Annotated in this window: 9 protein-coding genes; 8 read left to right on the top strand and 1 reads right to left on the bottom strand. The window is 63.8% G+C overall.

The annotated features are described in order from the left end of the window. The first annotated feature begins 157 nt into the window (after positions 1 to 157). The 6 genes from recC (at position 158) to ACF8EA_RS03445 (ending at position 11814) form a co-directional block, all read left to right on the top strand. On the top strand, positions 158 to 3640 hold the full coding sequence (gene recC / locus ACF8EA_RS03470; RefSeq protein ID WP_392521121.1) for an exodeoxyribonuclease V subunit gamma: 3483 nt from the start codon (positions 158 to 160) through the stop codon (positions 3638 to 3640). Continuing rightward, on the top strand, positions 3637 to 7311 hold the full coding sequence (gene recB / locus ACF8EA_RS03465; RefSeq protein ID WP_392521120.1) for an exodeoxyribonuclease V subunit beta: 3675 nt from the start codon (positions 3637 to 3639) through the stop codon (positions 7309 to 7311). Before recC ends, recB begins: the two co-directional genes overlap by 4 nt. Continuing rightward, on the top strand, positions 7308 to 9383 hold the full coding sequence (gene recD, locus ACF8EA_RS03460; RefSeq protein ID WP_392521119.1) for an exodeoxyribonuclease V subunit alpha: 2076 nt from the start codon (positions 7308 to 7310) through the stop codon (positions 9381 to 9383). Before recB ends, recD begins: the two co-directional genes overlap by 4 nt. Positions 9384 to 9483: 100 nt before the next feature. Beyond that, positions 9484 to 10050 (top strand): YfiR family protein, encoded by a 567-nt coding sequence (locus ACF8EA_RS03455; RefSeq protein WP_392521118.1) that lies wholly within the window; start codon positions 9484 to 9486, stop codon positions 10048 to 10050. Next, positions 10047 to 11318, top strand: coding sequence for a diguanylate cyclase domain-containing protein (locus ACF8EA_RS03450; protein ID WP_392521117.1), 1272 nt, complete (start codon positions 10047 to 10049; stop codon positions 11316 to 11318). The genes ACF8EA_RS03455 and ACF8EA_RS03450 overlap by 4 nt, the downstream gene beginning before the upstream one ends. Before the next feature lie 4 nt (positions 11319 to 11322). Beyond that, complete coding sequence (locus ACF8EA_RS03445) at positions 11323 to 11814, top strand: OmpA family protein (protein ID WP_021784314.1); 492 nt, start codon at positions 11323 to 11325, stop codon at positions 11812 to 11814. Positions 11815 to 11944: 130 nt separating this feature from the next. Here ACF8EA_RS03445 and ACF8EA_RS03440 read toward each other — a convergent pair whose 3' ends face one another. Further along, the gene (locus ACF8EA_RS03440; RefSeq protein ID WP_392521116.1) at positions 11945 to 12895 is read right to left on the bottom strand and encodes a LysR family transcriptional regulator; all 951 of its coding nucleotides are present in this window, start codon (positions 12893 to 12895) and stop codon (positions 11945 to 11947) included. 132 nt (positions 12896 to 13027) lie between these two features. Between ACF8EA_RS03440 and ACF8EA_RS03435 the strand changes: the two genes are divergently transcribed. Both ACF8EA_RS03435 and mmsB read left to right on the top strand, forming a co-directional pair. After that, positions 13028 to 14554 carry a CoA-acylating methylmalonate-semialdehyde dehydrogenase gene (locus tag ACF8EA_RS03435; protein WP_021784312.1) on the top strand — a complete coding sequence of 509 codons (1527 nt, stop codon included), beginning with the start codon at positions 13028 to 13030 and terminating at the stop codon, positions 14552 to 14554. A gap of 10 nt (positions 14555 to 14564) precedes the next feature. Beyond that, positions 14565 to 15452: a 3-hydroxyisobutyrate dehydrogenase gene (gene mmsB / locus ACF8EA_RS03430; RefSeq protein ID WP_392521115.1), complete on the top strand. Its 888-nt coding sequence runs from the start codon at positions 14565 to 14567 to the stop codon at positions 15450 to 15452. Positions 15453 to 15633 lie beyond the last annotated feature (181 nt).

The raw sequence follows: 15633 nt of genomic DNA, 5'->3' as shown, positions 1-15633 counted from the left end.
CATGCAGGTAGGGGTTTTGTCTTTGTGGGCAAAAAAGCCTGTGCCTGCTCGAATACCTGCGAGCACGCCCGCTCCCGCGGCCTGATGGCATTCGGCCGTTTCATGTACGCGTGATATCGTTCCCCTCTCAGCCATCAGCGCCTCCAGAGACCTTCCGATGCTCAACACCGCCCATCTCCACCCAGGCTTCATGATCGTCCACGGCAACCGCCTCGACGACCTGCGTAGCCTGGTAGTGAGCTGGATGCGTCGCTACCCGCTGGCGCCTCTGGAAAACGAAATTGCCCTGGTGCAAAGCAACGGTATCGCCCAATGGCTCAAGCTGGCCCTGGCCGAAGATCCGCTGGAGGATGATCTGGGTGGATGCGGCATCGCCGCTGCAATCGATGTGCAACTGCCCGGTAGCTTTATGTGGCAGCTCTACCGCAGCGTGCTGGGCCGTAGCGAAATTCCCGAAGTGTCTCTGCTCGACAAGGCACCCCTGACCTGGCGCCTGATGCGCCTGTTGCCAGCGCTCATTGAGCGGCCGCATTTCGAGCCACTGCGGCGCTTCCTCACCGACGACAGTGACTTGCGCAAGCGCTACCAGCTGGCCGAGCGCCTGGCCGACCTGTTCGACCAGTACCAGGTCTACCGCGCCGATTGGCTCAAGGACTGGGCCACTGGCGAGCATGTCATCAACACGGCCCGCGGCGAGCGCAAAGTCCTGCCGCCAGGCAACCGCTGGCAAGCCGAGCTGTGGCGAGCATTGCTGGAGGATGTTGGCGAGCAAGGCATGGCACAGAGCCGCGCCGGAGTACACCAACGCTTCATCGAGCGCATCAACAGCCTGGAGCAGGCGCCTGCAGGGCTGCCATCGAGGGTGATCGTGTTCGGTATCTCTTCGCTGCCGGCCCAGGCCCTGGAAGCGCTGGCAGGCCTGTCGCGTTTCAGTCAGGTTCTGTTGTGCGTACACAACCCATGCCGTCATCACTGGGCCGATATCGTTGCCGACAAGGACCTGTTGCGCCATCAGTACAAACGCCAGCAACGCAAGCAAGGCATGCCCTTGCAACTGGACGACCAGACGCTGCACCAGCATGCCCATCCGTTACTGGCAGCCTGGGGTAAACAAGGCCGCGACTACATCAACCTGCTCGACAGCTATGACGACCCGGGCAGCTACCAGGGCGTGTTCAGCGACGGCCGCATCGACCTGTTCAGCGACGGTTCGCCCACCACGCTGCTCAACGAACTGCAGGACGACATTCTGGAGTTGCGCCCGCTCGCCGAGAGCCGCGAACTGTGGCCGCCAGTCGACACCACAAAAGACCGCTCGATCCGCTTCCATATCGCGCACAGCCCGCAACGTGAAGTGGAGATCCTCCACGACCAGCTGTTGGCCCGCTTCAGCGCCGACCCTAGTTTGCGCCCGCGCGACGTGATCGTCATGCTGCCGGACATCGACACTTACGCGCCACATATCCGTGCCGTCTTCGGCCAGTTGCAGCGCAACGACCCGCGATACATCCCGTTCACCCTGACAGACCAGGGCCAGCGTGGCCGCGAGCCTTTGCTGATCGCGCTGGAGCACCTGCTCAAACTGCCTGACAGCCGCTTCGCGGTCAGCGAAGTGCTCGACCTGCTGGACGTGCCGGCAGTCCGCGCCCGCTTCGGCATCCGCGAAAACGACCTGCCCACGCTGCACCGCTGGATCGAGGGCGCTGGCATCCGTTGGGGCCTTGACGCCGAGCAGCGGGCGAGCCTGGGCTTGCCCGCCGGGCTTGAACAGAACAGTTGGCGTTTCGGCCTGCGCCGCATGCTGTTGGGTTATGCGGTGGGGGTGGGTGAGGCCTGTGATGGCATTGAACCCTACGATGAAATCGGTGGCCTGGACGCGGCACTGATCGGCCCGCTGGTCGCGTTGCTTGATGCGCTCGAAGTTGCCTGCCAGGCCTTGTCCGAGCCTGCTACCGTCAGCCAGTGGGGCGAGCGACTGCATGCCTTGCTGAACGTGTTCTTCCTCGCCGAGGACGAAGGTGATGAATTCCTGTTGATGCAGTTGCAGGATCTGCGCGATAGCTGGCTTGAAGTGTGCGAGACCGTCGGCCTGCACGACCCGCTACCGCTTACCGTGGTGCGTGAAGCCTGGCTGTCGGGCCTCGATCAAGGCAAGCTGTCGCAACGTTTCCTCGCCGGCTCGGTCAACTTCTGCACACTCATGCCCATGCGCGCCATCCCGTTCAGGGTGGTCTGCCTGCTGGGCATGAACGATGGCGACTACCCGCGTGCGCAGCAACCGCTGGACTTCGACCTGATGGCCAGCGACTATCGCCCCGGTGACCGCTCACGCCGCGAAGACGACCGTTACCTGCTGCTTGAAGCGCTACTGTCGGCACGTGACCAACTGTATGTCAGCTGGGTGGGGCGCAGTATCCGCGACAACAGCGAACGCCCGGCCTCGGTGCTGATCGGCCAGCTGCGCGATCACATTGCTGCGGGCTGGCATTTGGCCGACGCGCAGCAGGGGCAGCCCGCGAAACCGGGCGAGCAACTGTTGCACGCACTGACCCAGGAGCACCCGCTGCAGCCATTCAGCCCTCGGTACTTCCAGAAGGGCAGCGCACTGTTCAGCTATGCCCATGAATGGCAGGTGCTGCACCAGCAGGGCGAGGCAGACGAGCAGAGCGAGCCGGGCCTGCCGCCATATCAGGACGCTGAAGCCCTGAGTCTGCACCAGCTGAATGATTTCTTGCGCCACCCGGTGCGGCACTTCTTCAGCCAGCGCTTGAAGGTGTACTTTGAGGCGCTGGAAGCGCCCACCCCGGACGAAGAGCCCTTCGTCCTCGATACCCTGCAACGCTACGGCGCCAGTGAAAGCCTGCTTGGCGCCGCCTTGGCCGCACCTGACAACGCCGAACAGGCCTTGCGCGCCCAGGCCCGACGCCTGCAGGCCTGCGGCTTACTGCCACTAGCCGGTTTCGGCGAACTGCTGCAAAACGAGTTGATCGAACCGCTGCCGGACCTGCTGCAACGTCACCAGCAATTGCTGCAACGCTGGCCACAGCTGGTCGAGGGCGCTTTGCCGGTGCATTTCGAGCACGGTCAGCACCGTCTGGAAGGCTGGCTGGGCCGGGTGTTCCAGGCGGAAGACCAGAGCCTGCTCAGCATCACCACAGTACCCAACACCATCAGTGCCGGGCGCAACAACCTGAAGTGGCACCGCCTTATCGCGCCCTGGGTTACGCACCTGGCGGCCTGTGCAGCGGGCTACCCCTATAACAGTGCATTGGTAGCCAGTGACCTGACCCTGTTGCTTGCGCCGCTGCCGCAAGCACTGGCCGCGCAACTGCTGGGCGACCTGTTGGTGGCCCGTCAGGCGGCAATGAATGCGCCGTTGCCAGTCGCGGCCAAGACCGCGTTCGCCTGGTTGGCCCAAGACGATGCCGATAAAGCCATGGCCGCAGCAGCTCGTGCCTACGAAGGCGACGAACGCACCAGCTTTGGCGAACGGAGTGAAAGCATTGCCTTGGCCCGCCAGTTCCGGGACTTTGCAGCACTCACCGCTGACGAAACGTTTGAAGGCTGGTGCGAGACCTTGTACCGCCCGTTGTTCACCGCCCCTTGGCAGACCTTGGGCAACCCGGAGAAAGGCGCATGACCCAGGACCGTCCGCTGGCACTGAGTTTCCCCCTGCACGGTAGCCAGCTGATCGAGGCCAGCGCTGGCACGGGCAAGACTTTCACCATTTCGGCGCTGTACCTGCGCCTGATCCTCGGGCACGGTGGCGAGCAGGGCTTCGAGCGTGAGCTGCTGCCACCGCAGATCCTCGTGGTGACCTTCACCGACGCCGCCACCAAAGAGCTGCGCGAGCGCATCCGCGCCCGCCTGGCTGAAGCCGCACGGTTCTTCCGTGGTGAGCTGGAAGGCGCTGATCCGCTGTTGCACCAACTGCGTGACGATTACCCGCAAGAGACTTGGCCGCGCTGCGCCGGCCGGTTGGAAATCGCCGTGCAGTGGATGGACGAGGCTGCGGTATCGACCATCCATGGCTGGTGCCAGCGCATGCTGCGCGAGCATGCCTTCGACAGCGGCAGCCTGTTCACCCAGACCTTGGAAACCGACCACAGTGAGTTGTTGGGCCAGGTCATGCGCGATTACTGGCGGCGCTTCTGCTATGGGATGCAAGGTGACGCTTTGACCTGGGTACGCGGCAACTGGGGGAGCCCCGACGCCCTGCTGCCGCGCATTCGCCCGTTGTTCGGCCGTGTGCGCGTCCAGCAGGATGGGCCAGAGCCCGCCGCATTGATCCAGGCGTCGCTGCAGCAACGTGGCGCGCAGTTGGCGCGGATCAAGGCGCCATGGGCGCAGTGGGCCGAGGAGCTGCGGCAAATCTGCCGCGATGCGCTGGCTGCCAAGCAGGTCGACGGCCGCAAGATGCAAGCCCGTTACTTCGAGCCCTGGTTCGACAAGCTCTGCGCTTGGGCCAGCGATGAGCAACTGGTAGAGCTCGACTTGGGCACCGGCTTTACCCGGCTGACCCCGGCGGGCATGGCCGAGGCCTGGAAGGGAGAACCTCCCGAGCACCCAGCCCTCAACGCCATGCAGCACTTGCAGCAACAATTGCAGGCCCTGGACAGCCCGGATGCCCCGCTGCTCGAGCACGCGGCCAGTTGGGTATCGGCGCGTTTCGAAGTGGAGAAGCGCCGGCGTGCAGAAATGGGCTTCGACGACATGCTCGTGCGCTTGCAGCACGCACTCGCCAGCGAGGCCGGCGAGCGCCTGGCCAGTCTGATCCGTGAGCAGTTCCCGGTAGCGCTGATCGACGAATTCCAGGACACCGACCCGGTTCAGTACGGTATTTTCGAGCGCATTTACCAGATCAGCGAAAATCGCGCAGAAACCGGCCTGTTCATGATCGGCGACCCCAAGCAGGCGATCTACGCCTTCCGGGGTGCCGACATCTACACCTACCTCGCCGCGCGACGTGCCACCAGCGGCCGCCTGCACAGCCTGGACACCAACTACCGTTCCAGCAAAGCCATGGTGGCGGCGGTCAACCAGGTGTTCCTGCAGGCCGAGGCGCGTGAAGCGGGGCGGGGTGCATTCCTGTTCCGCGAGGCCGATGACAACCCGCTGCCATTCATCGAGGTGCGCGCCAAGGGGCGTGGCGAACAGCTGCTGATTGACGGTGAAGTCAGTGCAGCCCTGCAATGCTGGCAGCTGGAAAGTGAAGAGCCAGTCTCCAGCAGCGTTTACCGCCAGCAACTGGCCGCCAGTTGCGCCAGCCATATTGTTGCCTTGCTCAATGGCGGCCAGCAGGGCACGGCGGGTTTCCAGAATGCCGAAGGCGAATTGCGCGCCTGCTTGCCCTCGGACATCGCCATTCTGGTGCGCGATGGCCATGAGGCGCAGATGGTCCGCGCCGAACTGGCCGCTCGCGAGGTGCGCAGTGTGTACCTGTCCGACAAGGACTCGGTGTTTGCCGCCCAGGAAGCCCACGACCTGTTGGTCTGGCTCAAGGCCTGCGCCGAGCCTGACTCGGAGCGCCTGCTCAAGGCTGCTCTGGCCAGCCTGACACTGGGCCTGTCGCTGGCTGCGCTGGACCGGCTTAACCAGGACGAGCGGGTCTGGGAGAGCTGGGTGATGCGTTTTCGTCTTTACCGCGACACCTGGCAGCGCCAGGGGGTGTTGCCGATGTTGCGCCACCTGCTGCATGACTTCCAGCTACCGCGCACGCTGATCCGCCGCAGTGATGGCGAGCGGGTGCTGACCAACCTGCTGCACCTGGCCGAGCTGCTGCAGCAGGCTGCTGGCGAGCTGGACGGCGAACAGGCGCTTATCCGCCACCTGGCCGAGCACCTGGCCAGTTCCGGGCAGGCCGGTGAAGAGCAGATCCTGCGCCTGGAGAGCGACGAACAGTTGGTCAAGGTGGTGACCATCCACAAATCCAAGGGCCTGGAATATCCCTTGGTCTACCTGCCATTCATCTGCACCAGCAAACCGGTGGATGGCAGCCGTCTGCCGCTGGCGTGGCATGACAGCGAAGGTAACGCCCACGTCACCCTTACACCTGACCAGGAGCAGATCGAGCGCGCTGACGACGAGCGCCTGGCCGAAGACCTGCGCCTGCTCTACGTGGCCCTGACTCGCGCCCAGCATGCTTGCTGGCTGGGTGTCGCCGACCTCAAGCGCGGTAATCAGAAGAGCTCGCAGCTGCACCGCTCGGCTTTTGGCTACCTGCTGGGGGGCGGCCTTGCCTTGGCTGGCTCGGCGCAACTGACGGACTGGTTGCAGGCTTTGGCGGCAGGTTGCCCGCACATCACTTGCCCAGGCTTGCCACAGGCGGACGAGCAGATGTATCGCATGCCACACGCCGAACGTGAACTGCTGCCAGCACGCAGGCCACGTCGTGCGGCTGCCGAGCACTGGTGGATCGCTTCCTACAGTGCCCTTCGTGTCGGTGATCAGACCCTCGGCGCCGACAGCTCGCAGGCCCAGCAACTGCTGGATGACGAGGTGGCCGATGCCCAGATGTTGCGTGAAGTCCCGGCCGACAGCGGCGATATCCATCGCTTCCCGCGGGGGCCTAACCCCGGCACCTTCCTTCATGGTTTGCTGGAGTGGGCGGGCCGTGAGGGCTTCTGCGAGGTCAGCGGCAACCCTCAACTGATCGAGCGTACCGTTGGCCAGCGCTGCAATCGCCGTGACTGGGCCGGCTGGATCCCCACCCTGAGCCACTGGATGCAACGTTTGCTGGGCGAGGCATTGCCGCTGCCGGGCGGCGACCAGAGCGTAACCCTGGGCCAGCTGCGTCATTACCAGATCGAAATGGAGTTCTGGTTCGCCAGCCACCGGGTCGACGCAGAACAACTCGATCGCCTGGTGGCGCGTTACACCCATCCCGGTCTGGTGCGCCCGGCTGCGCAGCCGACAGTGCTCAACGGCATGTTCAAAGGGTTCATCGACCTGGCGTTCGAGCTGGACGGGCGTTACTACGTGACCGACTACAAGTCCAACTGGCTGGGTGCGGACATCCAGGCCTACGATGCCATGGCCATGGAAAAGGCGATTCTTGAGCACCGCTACGACCTGCAGTATGTGCTGTACCTGCTGGCCCTGCACCGCCAGTTGCGCGCGCGGCTGGCGGACTACGATTATGACCGCCATGTTGGCGGCGCCCTGTTCATCTTCCTGCGCGGTGCCAGCAGCAGCGGCCACGGTGTGTACCACGCCAAGCCACCGCGTGAGCTGATCGAAAGCCTCGATGCGCTGTTCCGTGGCGAGCACGCGCCGGTACAGCAGGACCTGTTTGCCGGAGTTGCGCCATGAGCCGAAGCCTTGTCGACCTGTTGCCCACCCCGTTGCACGCAGAGCACCTGCTGGCGCTGGCACCACAGCACAACAGCGCTGACCTGCTGCAATTGCTCGACCGCTGGGTTGAGCGGGGCTGGCTACGAGCCCTGGACCGCGCATTCGTCTCGTTCCTGGGAGAGCGCGCCCCTGGCAGTGATCCCTTGCTGTTGCTGGCGGCAGCGCTGGCCAGCCATCAACTTGGGCACGGGCATGTCTGCCTCGACCTGCAACAAACCTTGGCCGAGCCAGATTTCGCCCTGTCGTTGCCGCCGGAAGGTGATGCCCTGATCGGCCCCTTGCTATTGCCATCGCAACTGCTGGCCAACCTCGACTTGAATGCCTGGCTTCAGCGCATCATCGCTAGCCCGCTGGTGGCCGCAGGTGATACGCCTGGCCAGCAAGCGCGGCCACTGGTACGCAGTGGCGAGCGCCTTTACCTGCGCCGTTACTGGAGTTACGAACGGCGCATCGACCATGCCCTGCGCCAGCGCCTGAGTCAGGCCGAAGCACCGCCTGCAGACCTGCCAGAGCGCCTGGCGCAACTGTTCGAGGGCGGCGCACCAGCTGGCCAGGTGGACTGGCAGAAGCTCGCCTGTGCCTTGGCCACCCGTGCCGGTTTCAGCATCATCACTGGCGGCCCCGGTACTGGCAAGACGACCACCGTGGTGCGCCTGCTGGCGTTGCTGCAGGCACCGGCAGTGGAGCAGGGCAGGCCACTGCGCATCCGTCTGGCTGCACCGACCGGCAAGGCCGCTGCGCGCCTGACCGAATCCATTGGCCAGCAAGTCGAGCGCCTGCAAGTCAGCGCCGAAGTACGCGGGCAAATCCCTACTGAAGTCAGCACCGTGCATCGCCTGCTCGGTAGCCGCCCGGGCTCGCGGCACTTCCGCCACCATGCTGGCAACCCGTTGCCGTTGGATGTGCTGGTGGTCGACGAGGCGTCGATGATCGACCTGGAAATGATGGCCAACCTGCTCGATGCCTTGCCGCCGCGGGCGCGTCTGGTGCTGCTGGGCGACAAGGACCAGTTGGCTTCGGTTGAGGCCGGCGCGGTGCTGGGTGACCTGTGCCGGGATGCTGAGGAGGGCTTTTACTCGCCGGCGACTGCAGCGTGGCTTCAGCAGATCAGTGGCGAGTCGCTGGCCGGCAGTGGCCTCAAGACCGGCGATGAGCAGCGCCACCCATTGGCGCAGCAAGTGGTGATGCTGCGGTTCTCAAGGCGTTTCGGTGAAGGCAGCGGTATCGGCCAGTTGGCCAGACTGGTCAATCGTCAGGACGCTCACGCGGCGCGCAACCTGCTGGCCACGGCGCCGGCCGACGTGCACAGCCTGGCGCTCAAGCACGAGCAGGATCGTGCTTTCGACCGCCTGCTACTCGACGGCCTGAACCGCGGGACCGATGGCCCGCAAGGCTACCGCAGCTACCTGCGCACCCTTGGCCGTTACCGGCCGGTACTTGATACCGCCTTTGACGATCCCGCCTGGGAGCAATGGGCGAGCAAGGTGTTGCGCAGTTTCGAAGATTTCCAGCTGCTGTGCGCGGTGCGCCGGGGTGCCTGGGGTGTCGAAGGCCTCAACGAGCGGGTGGCTCGGGTGCTGCACAATGCCGGTCTGATCGACATCCAGCAGCCTTGGTACGAAGGGCGCCCGGTGCTGGTGACCCGCAACGACTACGGCCTGGGTCTGATGAACGGTGACATCGGCATTGCCCTGCGCCTGCCGGATGAGCATGGCCAGCCGCTGCTGCGTGTGGCCTTCCCGCGCAACGATGGCAGTGGTGGTGTGCGGTTCGTTCTGCCGAGCCGGCTCAACGAAGTGGAAACGGTATTCGCCATGACCGTGCACAAGTCCCAGGGCTCGGAGTTCAGCCACACTGCCCTGGTGCTGCCGGATGCGCTCAACCCGGTGCTGACCAAGGAACTGGTGTACACCGGCATCACCCGGGCCAAGCACTGCTTCAGCCTGGTTGAGCCACGCCAAGGCATCTTCGAAGAAGCGGTGGCGCGCAAAGTACGGCGTATTTCCGGGTTGATGCTCGAACAGGTCTAGGGCCATGAAACCCATTACACGTGGCCGCATGCTCATACAATAAAGCGGCCATGTGCTATCGTTGCGCCGATATCGGAAGGGGCTTAAAGGGATTTCCCACATGAACATGGCCGCAAGGCGAGTGACAAGCTGTGCGCTTTCGCTATTGCTGGCCGTCCTGTTCCTTTCTGCAGGCGCTGCCCAGGCAGACCCCGGTACAACTGCCGCCCAGGCACAGCAACGCGCCAAGGCAGTCACCCAGGTAGTACTGGGAATCTTCAGCTACGCCCGCTGGCCCGTTGAACCCTCTCCTTTGCGCCTGTGCCTGGTCGGCCCGACCGAGTATGCCGACGATCTCATCAAGGGCCATGTCCAGGAGTCTGGCCGGCCGCTGCAGGTGCGGCGCCTGCTGGCAGAAGACACCCAGGTAGCCCAGGCCTGCGATGCCATCTACATCGGCAAGCTTGACCAGGGCCAGCGGGATCGACTGTTCCAGCGTATCGGCGGCCGCCCGGTGCTGAGCATCAGCGAGGCGGATGACCCCTGCACGGTCGGCAGCCTGTTCTGCCTGCGGGTCAGCGACCAGCAGGTGGCCTTTGAAGTCAATCTCGACTCGGTGGCACGCTCTGGCGTGCACATTCACCCCAGCGTGCTGCAATTGTCGCGGCGCCGGGCGGGGCAGCCATGAAGCCGACCCGCAAGCGTACCGTGCGCCCGACCCTGCGCTCGGTGCTGGGCCGTGGCCACCTTAGCGTCGCCTTGCTTGCCGTTGGCCTGGCGGGTATCTCTCTTACCCTGCTGGGCGTGCTCGCCCTGCGTGTCTATGCCAACCATAACCTGCAGCTGATCGCCCGCTCGATCAACTACACCGTAGAAGCGGCGGTGGTGTTCGATGACAGCGCCGCCGCCAATGAATCGCTGGCGTTGATTGCCAGTACCGAAGAAGTGGCCGAGGCCAAGGTCTTCAACAACGAGGGCGAGCAACTGGCGCACTGGCAACGCGACAATACCGGCATGCTCGCGCAGCTGGAGGTGCAGGTTGCCACTGCCTTGCTGGAAGAGCCGGTCATTCTGCCTATCGTGCACCAGAACCAGCAGGTTGGGCACATCGAGCTGGCAGGCCAGGGCAGGAGCCTGTTGCTGTTCCTGTTCAGCGGCTTGGCCGGGATTCTGTTCTGCACGGTGCTCAGCGCTTTGGCTGCCCAGTATCTGTCGCGGCGCCTGCTCAGCGATATCACCCGCCCCCTGCGTGGCCTGGCCAGTGTCGCCCATGCCGCCCGCCGCGAGCGCCGCTTCGACCGGCGCGTACCAGAAGCGCCGATTGCCGAGCTCAACGAACTGGGTAACGACTTCAATGCGCTGCTGGATGAACTGGAGGTGTGGCATAGCCACCTGCAGAGCGAAAACCAGACCCTGGCCCACCAGGCCAGCCACGACAGCCTGACCGGCTTGCCCAACCGCGCCTTCTTTGAAGGGCGCCTGAGCCGCAGCGTGCAAAATGCGGCGCGCCAGCAAGACCATCTGGCAGTGCTGTTCCTTGACAGCGACCACTTCAAGCAGATCAACGACACCCTTGGCCACGCCGTGGGTGACGAGGTGTTGATCAGCGTGGCCGAACGTGTGCGCGCCCAGCTGCGCGAGCAAGACCTGGTGGCGCGCCTGGGGGGCGACGAGTTTGCCGTGCTGTTGACGCCTTTGCATTCGCGCGAGGACGCCGAACACATTGCCGAGAAGATCGTTGCCAGCATGAAGTTGCCGGTGCAACTGGACAGTGGCCGCAGTATCTCCACCTCGCTGAGCGTCGGTATTGCCTATTACCCGGATGACGGCGCTGACCCGGCCAGTCTCCTCAATGCCGCCGATGCGGCAATGTACCAGGCCAAGCGCAAACGCCGTGGCCATTGGCAAGTGGCGCAGACGGAACGGTCCGCCAACGAAATCAGGAACAGGAGTTGAACCCGTGATGCAAGCTTTGCGATTCCCGCTTTGGGCCTTGTTGCTCGCCATGCTGGCGCTGACCGGTTGTCAGAGCGCACCCCCCAAGGGCCTTACCCCAGAACAGATTGCTGTGCTCAAGCGCGAAGGTTTCACCCCGACCGATGAAGGTTGGGCCTACGACTTGTCTGGCAAAGTGCTGTTCGGCAGCGATCTGGACAGCCTCAACGGCCAGAGCCAGGCGATTGTCGAGCGCATCGGCAAGGCGCTGCTCGGCGTTGGTATCCAGGGCGTGCGGGTGGACGGGCATGCCGACTCGTCGGGCAAGGCTGCGTATAACCAGCAGCTGTCCGAGCGCCGCGCGCAAAGCGTGACCAAGGCGCTGGTGGGGGTTGGCATGCAGGCGCAGAACATTCAGAGCCGCGGCCTGGGCAGCAGCCAGCCGGTGGCGGACAACCGCACCAGCGCCGGGCGTACCGAGAACCGTCGGGTGTCCATCGTGGTAGCGTCCTACTGATCGTCGCCGCACGGGCTGTCACATATCCCCTGTAGGCGCGGGCAACGCGGCCTGGCACCGGCTTTGCCGGTGTTCGCGGGCAAGCCCGCTCCTACAGGGGCTGTGTTGCCTTCGGAAATGCGCAGGCCCATCATTCCTGGGCAAAGCGTATCTCGCGGGTTTGCCCCATCAACAACGGCGCATTCGCCTCGGTCACCCCACGGATGTAATCCCACAACAGGGTAATCCGCTTGAGCTTGCGAAGATCCTCCCGGCAATACATCCAGAATTGCCGCGTCACCTCGATCTCCTCCGGCAACACCGTGACCAATCGCGGGTCCTGCGCGGCGAGGAAGCACGGCAATATCGCCAGCCCGCGCCCCTGCAGCGCTGCCGTGTACTGCGCGATCACGCTGGTACTGCGCAGATGCGCGCTGGCGTTGGGGATCAGGTTGGCCAGGTACAGCAGCTCGGAGCTGAACGCCAGGTCATCCACGTAACTGATGAACGGGTGTTTGGCCAAATCCCCCACCTGGCGGATCGGCGCGTGGCTGTCCAGGTAATCCTGGGTCGCGTACAGGCGCAAGCGGTAGTCGCACAGCTTGCAGCACACATAAGGCCCATGCTCGGGCCGCTCCAGCGCGATGACGATGTCCGCCTCACGCTTGGACAGGCTGATGAAGTGCGGCAACGGCAGGATGTCCACCGAAATCGCCGGGTAGGCGTCGACGAAGTGGCTTAGCTGCGGCGTGATGAAGAAGCTGCCAAAGCCCTCGGTACAGCCCATGCGCACATGGCCCGACAATGCCACCCCCGACCCGGACACCTGCTCGCAAGCCATGTGCAGCGTGCTCTCGATGGATTCGGCATAGCCCAACAGGCGCTGGCCCTCGGCGGTCAGCACAAAGCCGTTGGTGCGCGATTTCTCGAACAGCAAGGTGCCCAGCGCCCCCTCCAGCGAGCTGATGCGTCGCGACACGGTGGTGTAGTCCACGCTCAGCCGTTTGGCAGCACTGCTGGCCTTGCGGGTGCGAGCCACTTCGAGGAAGAACTTCAAATCGTCCCAGTTGAGCGCGCTCAGGGATGTGAGGTCTTTTTGCATGATGATCCGGTTTTTTTGTGCGTTCTTGTTGGATGTTTGCACATCTATACTCGAAACAAGCCTCAGGACGCCACCTCGCGTTTGCCCGGCGCTGGCGATCTCGTCCCGACAATAATTCCAAGGAGAACGCAGATGAACGCACCGCAATCCCCTAACAGCACCAAGGTTGAGCAGGTCAAGCTGCTGATCGACGGCCAGTGGGTCGAGTCCAGAACCACCGAATGGCGTGACATCGTCAACCCGGCCACCCAAGAGGTGCTGGCGCGCGTACCGTTCGCCACCGTCGAGGAAGTCGATGCAGCCGTGGCCGCCGCACACCGCGCATTCCAGACCTGGCGTGACACCCCGATCGGCGCGCGCATGCGCATCATGCTCAAGCTGCAGGCGCTGATCCGCGAACACACCAAACGCATTGCCCAGGTACTCAGCGCCGAGCAGGGCAAGACCCTGGCCGACGCCGAAGGCGATATCTTCCGCGGCCTGGAAGTGGTCGAGCACGCGGCGTCCATTGGCACCCTGCAGATGGGCGAATTCGCCGAGAACGTCGCCGGCGGTGTCGATACCTACACCTTGCGCCAGCCGATCGGTGTGTGCGCTGGCATCACCCCGTTCAACTTCCCGGCGATGATCCCGCTGTGGATGTTCCCCATGGCCATCGTCTGCGGCAACACCTTCGTGCTCAAACCGTCCGAGCAGGACCCGCTGTCGACCATGCTACTGGTCGAGCTGGCGCTGGAAGCCGGCGTACCGGCCGGCGTGCTGAACGTGGTGCACGGCGGCAAGCAGGTGGTGGATGCCATTTGCACCCACCAGGACATCAAGGCGATTTCCTTCGTGGGCTCTACTGAAGTCGGTACGCACGTGTACAACCTCGGCAGCCAGCATGGCAAGCGTGTGCAGTCAATGATGGGCGCCAAGAACCATGCGGTGGTGCTGCCTGATGCCAATCGCACGCAAACCATCAATGCGCTGGTCGGTGCTGCCTTCGGCGCGGCGGGCCAGCGCTGCATGGCCACCTCGGTGGCAGTGTTGGTGGGCAAGGCCCGCGAATGGTTGCCGGATATCAAGGAGGCTGCCAGCAAGCTCAAGGTCAATGCAGGCTGCGAGCCGGGCACCGACGTTGGCCCGGTGGTTTCCAAGCGTGCCAAGGAGCGTGTGCTGGGCCTGATCGAAAGCGGTATCAAGGAAGGCGCCAAGCTGGAACTCGACGGCCGTGATGTCAAGGTACCGGGCTATGAGCAAGGCAACTTCGTCGGCCCGACCCTGTTCTCGGGCGTGAAGACCGACATGCAGGTGTATACCCAGGAAATCTTCGGCCCGGTGCTGGTGACCCTGGAAGTCGATACGCTTGACGAGGCCATCGCCCTGGTCAACGCCAACCCGTTTGGCAACGGCACCGGCCTGTTCACCCAGAGCGGCGCGGCAGCACGCAAGTTCCAGAGCGAAATTGATATCGGCCAGGTCGGCATCAACATCCCGATCCCGGTACCCGTACCGTTCTTCAGCTTCACCGGCTCGCGTGGTTCCAAGCTCGGTGATCTCGGGCCGTACGGCAAGCAAGTGGTGCAGTTCTACACTCAGACCAAGACTGTCACTGCTCGCTGGTTCGATGACGACAGCGTCAACGACGGTGTGAACACCACCATTAGCCTGCGCTAAGGAGTACGTCATGCGTATCGCATTCATCGGCCTGGGCAACATGGGCGCGCCCATGGCCCGCAACCTGATCAAGGCCGGGCATCAGCTGAACCTGTTCGACCTGAACAAGGTCGTGCTGGCAGAGCTGGCAGAACTGGGCGGGCAGATCAGCCCCTCGCCCAAGGACGCGGCGGCCAACAGCGAGCTGGTGATCACCATGCTGCCGGCCGCAGCCCATGTACGTAGCGTGTATTTGAACGAGGACGGCGTACTGGCCGGCATTCGCCCTGGCACGCCGACCGTTGACTGCAGCACCATCGACCCGCAGACCGCACGTGATGTGTCCAAGGCCGCAGCGGCGAAGGGCGTGGACATGGGTGATGCGCCGGTTTCCGGTGGTACTGGCGGCGCCGCGGCCGGCACTCTGACGTTCATGGTTGGCGCCAGTACCGAGTTGTTCGCCAGCCTCAAGCCGGTACTGGAGCAGATGGGCCGCAACATTGTGCACTGCGGGGAAGTCGGTACCGGCCAGATCGCCAAGATCTGCAATAACCTGCTGTTAGGCATTTCGATGATCGGCGTATCCGAGGCCATGGCCCTGGGTAACGCGTTGGGCATCGATACCAAGGTGCTGGCCGGCATCATCAACAGTTCGACCGGGCGTTGCTGGAGCTCGGACACCTACAACCCGTGGCCGGGCATCATCGAAACCGCACCGGCATCGCGTGGCTACACCGGTGGCTTTGGCGCCGAACTCATGCTCAAGGACCTGGGGCTGGCCACCGAAGCGGCACGCCAGGCACACCAACCGGTGATTCTCGGTGCCGTGGCCCAACAGTTGTATCAGGCCATGAGTTTGCGAGGTGAGGGTGGCAAGGACTTCTCGGCCATCGTCGAGGATTATCGCAAGAAGGATTGATGCAAGAGGTGGATTTCATCGCGGGCCAGGCGGCCTTCCCTCTGTAACTGCGCACCAGAGGGAAGGGCGTCTGCTTCGCGATTTTTTTTGTCCACGCTTACAGGTATTGCGTGGCCGTTGCAGGAGCGGGTTCACCCGCGAATGCTGCAGAAGCCTCACCGCCGCATTCGCGGGTAAACCC

This window comes from Pseudomonas sp. YQ_5 (assembly GCF_043103305.1).
Classification (GTDB): domain Bacteria; phylum Pseudomonadota; class Gammaproteobacteria; order Pseudomonadales; family Pseudomonadaceae; genus Aquipseudomonas; species Aquipseudomonas putida_Y.
The sequence above is the reverse complement of the archived record's forward strand: the minus strand, read 5'-3'. Positions and strand labels throughout refer to the sequence as shown.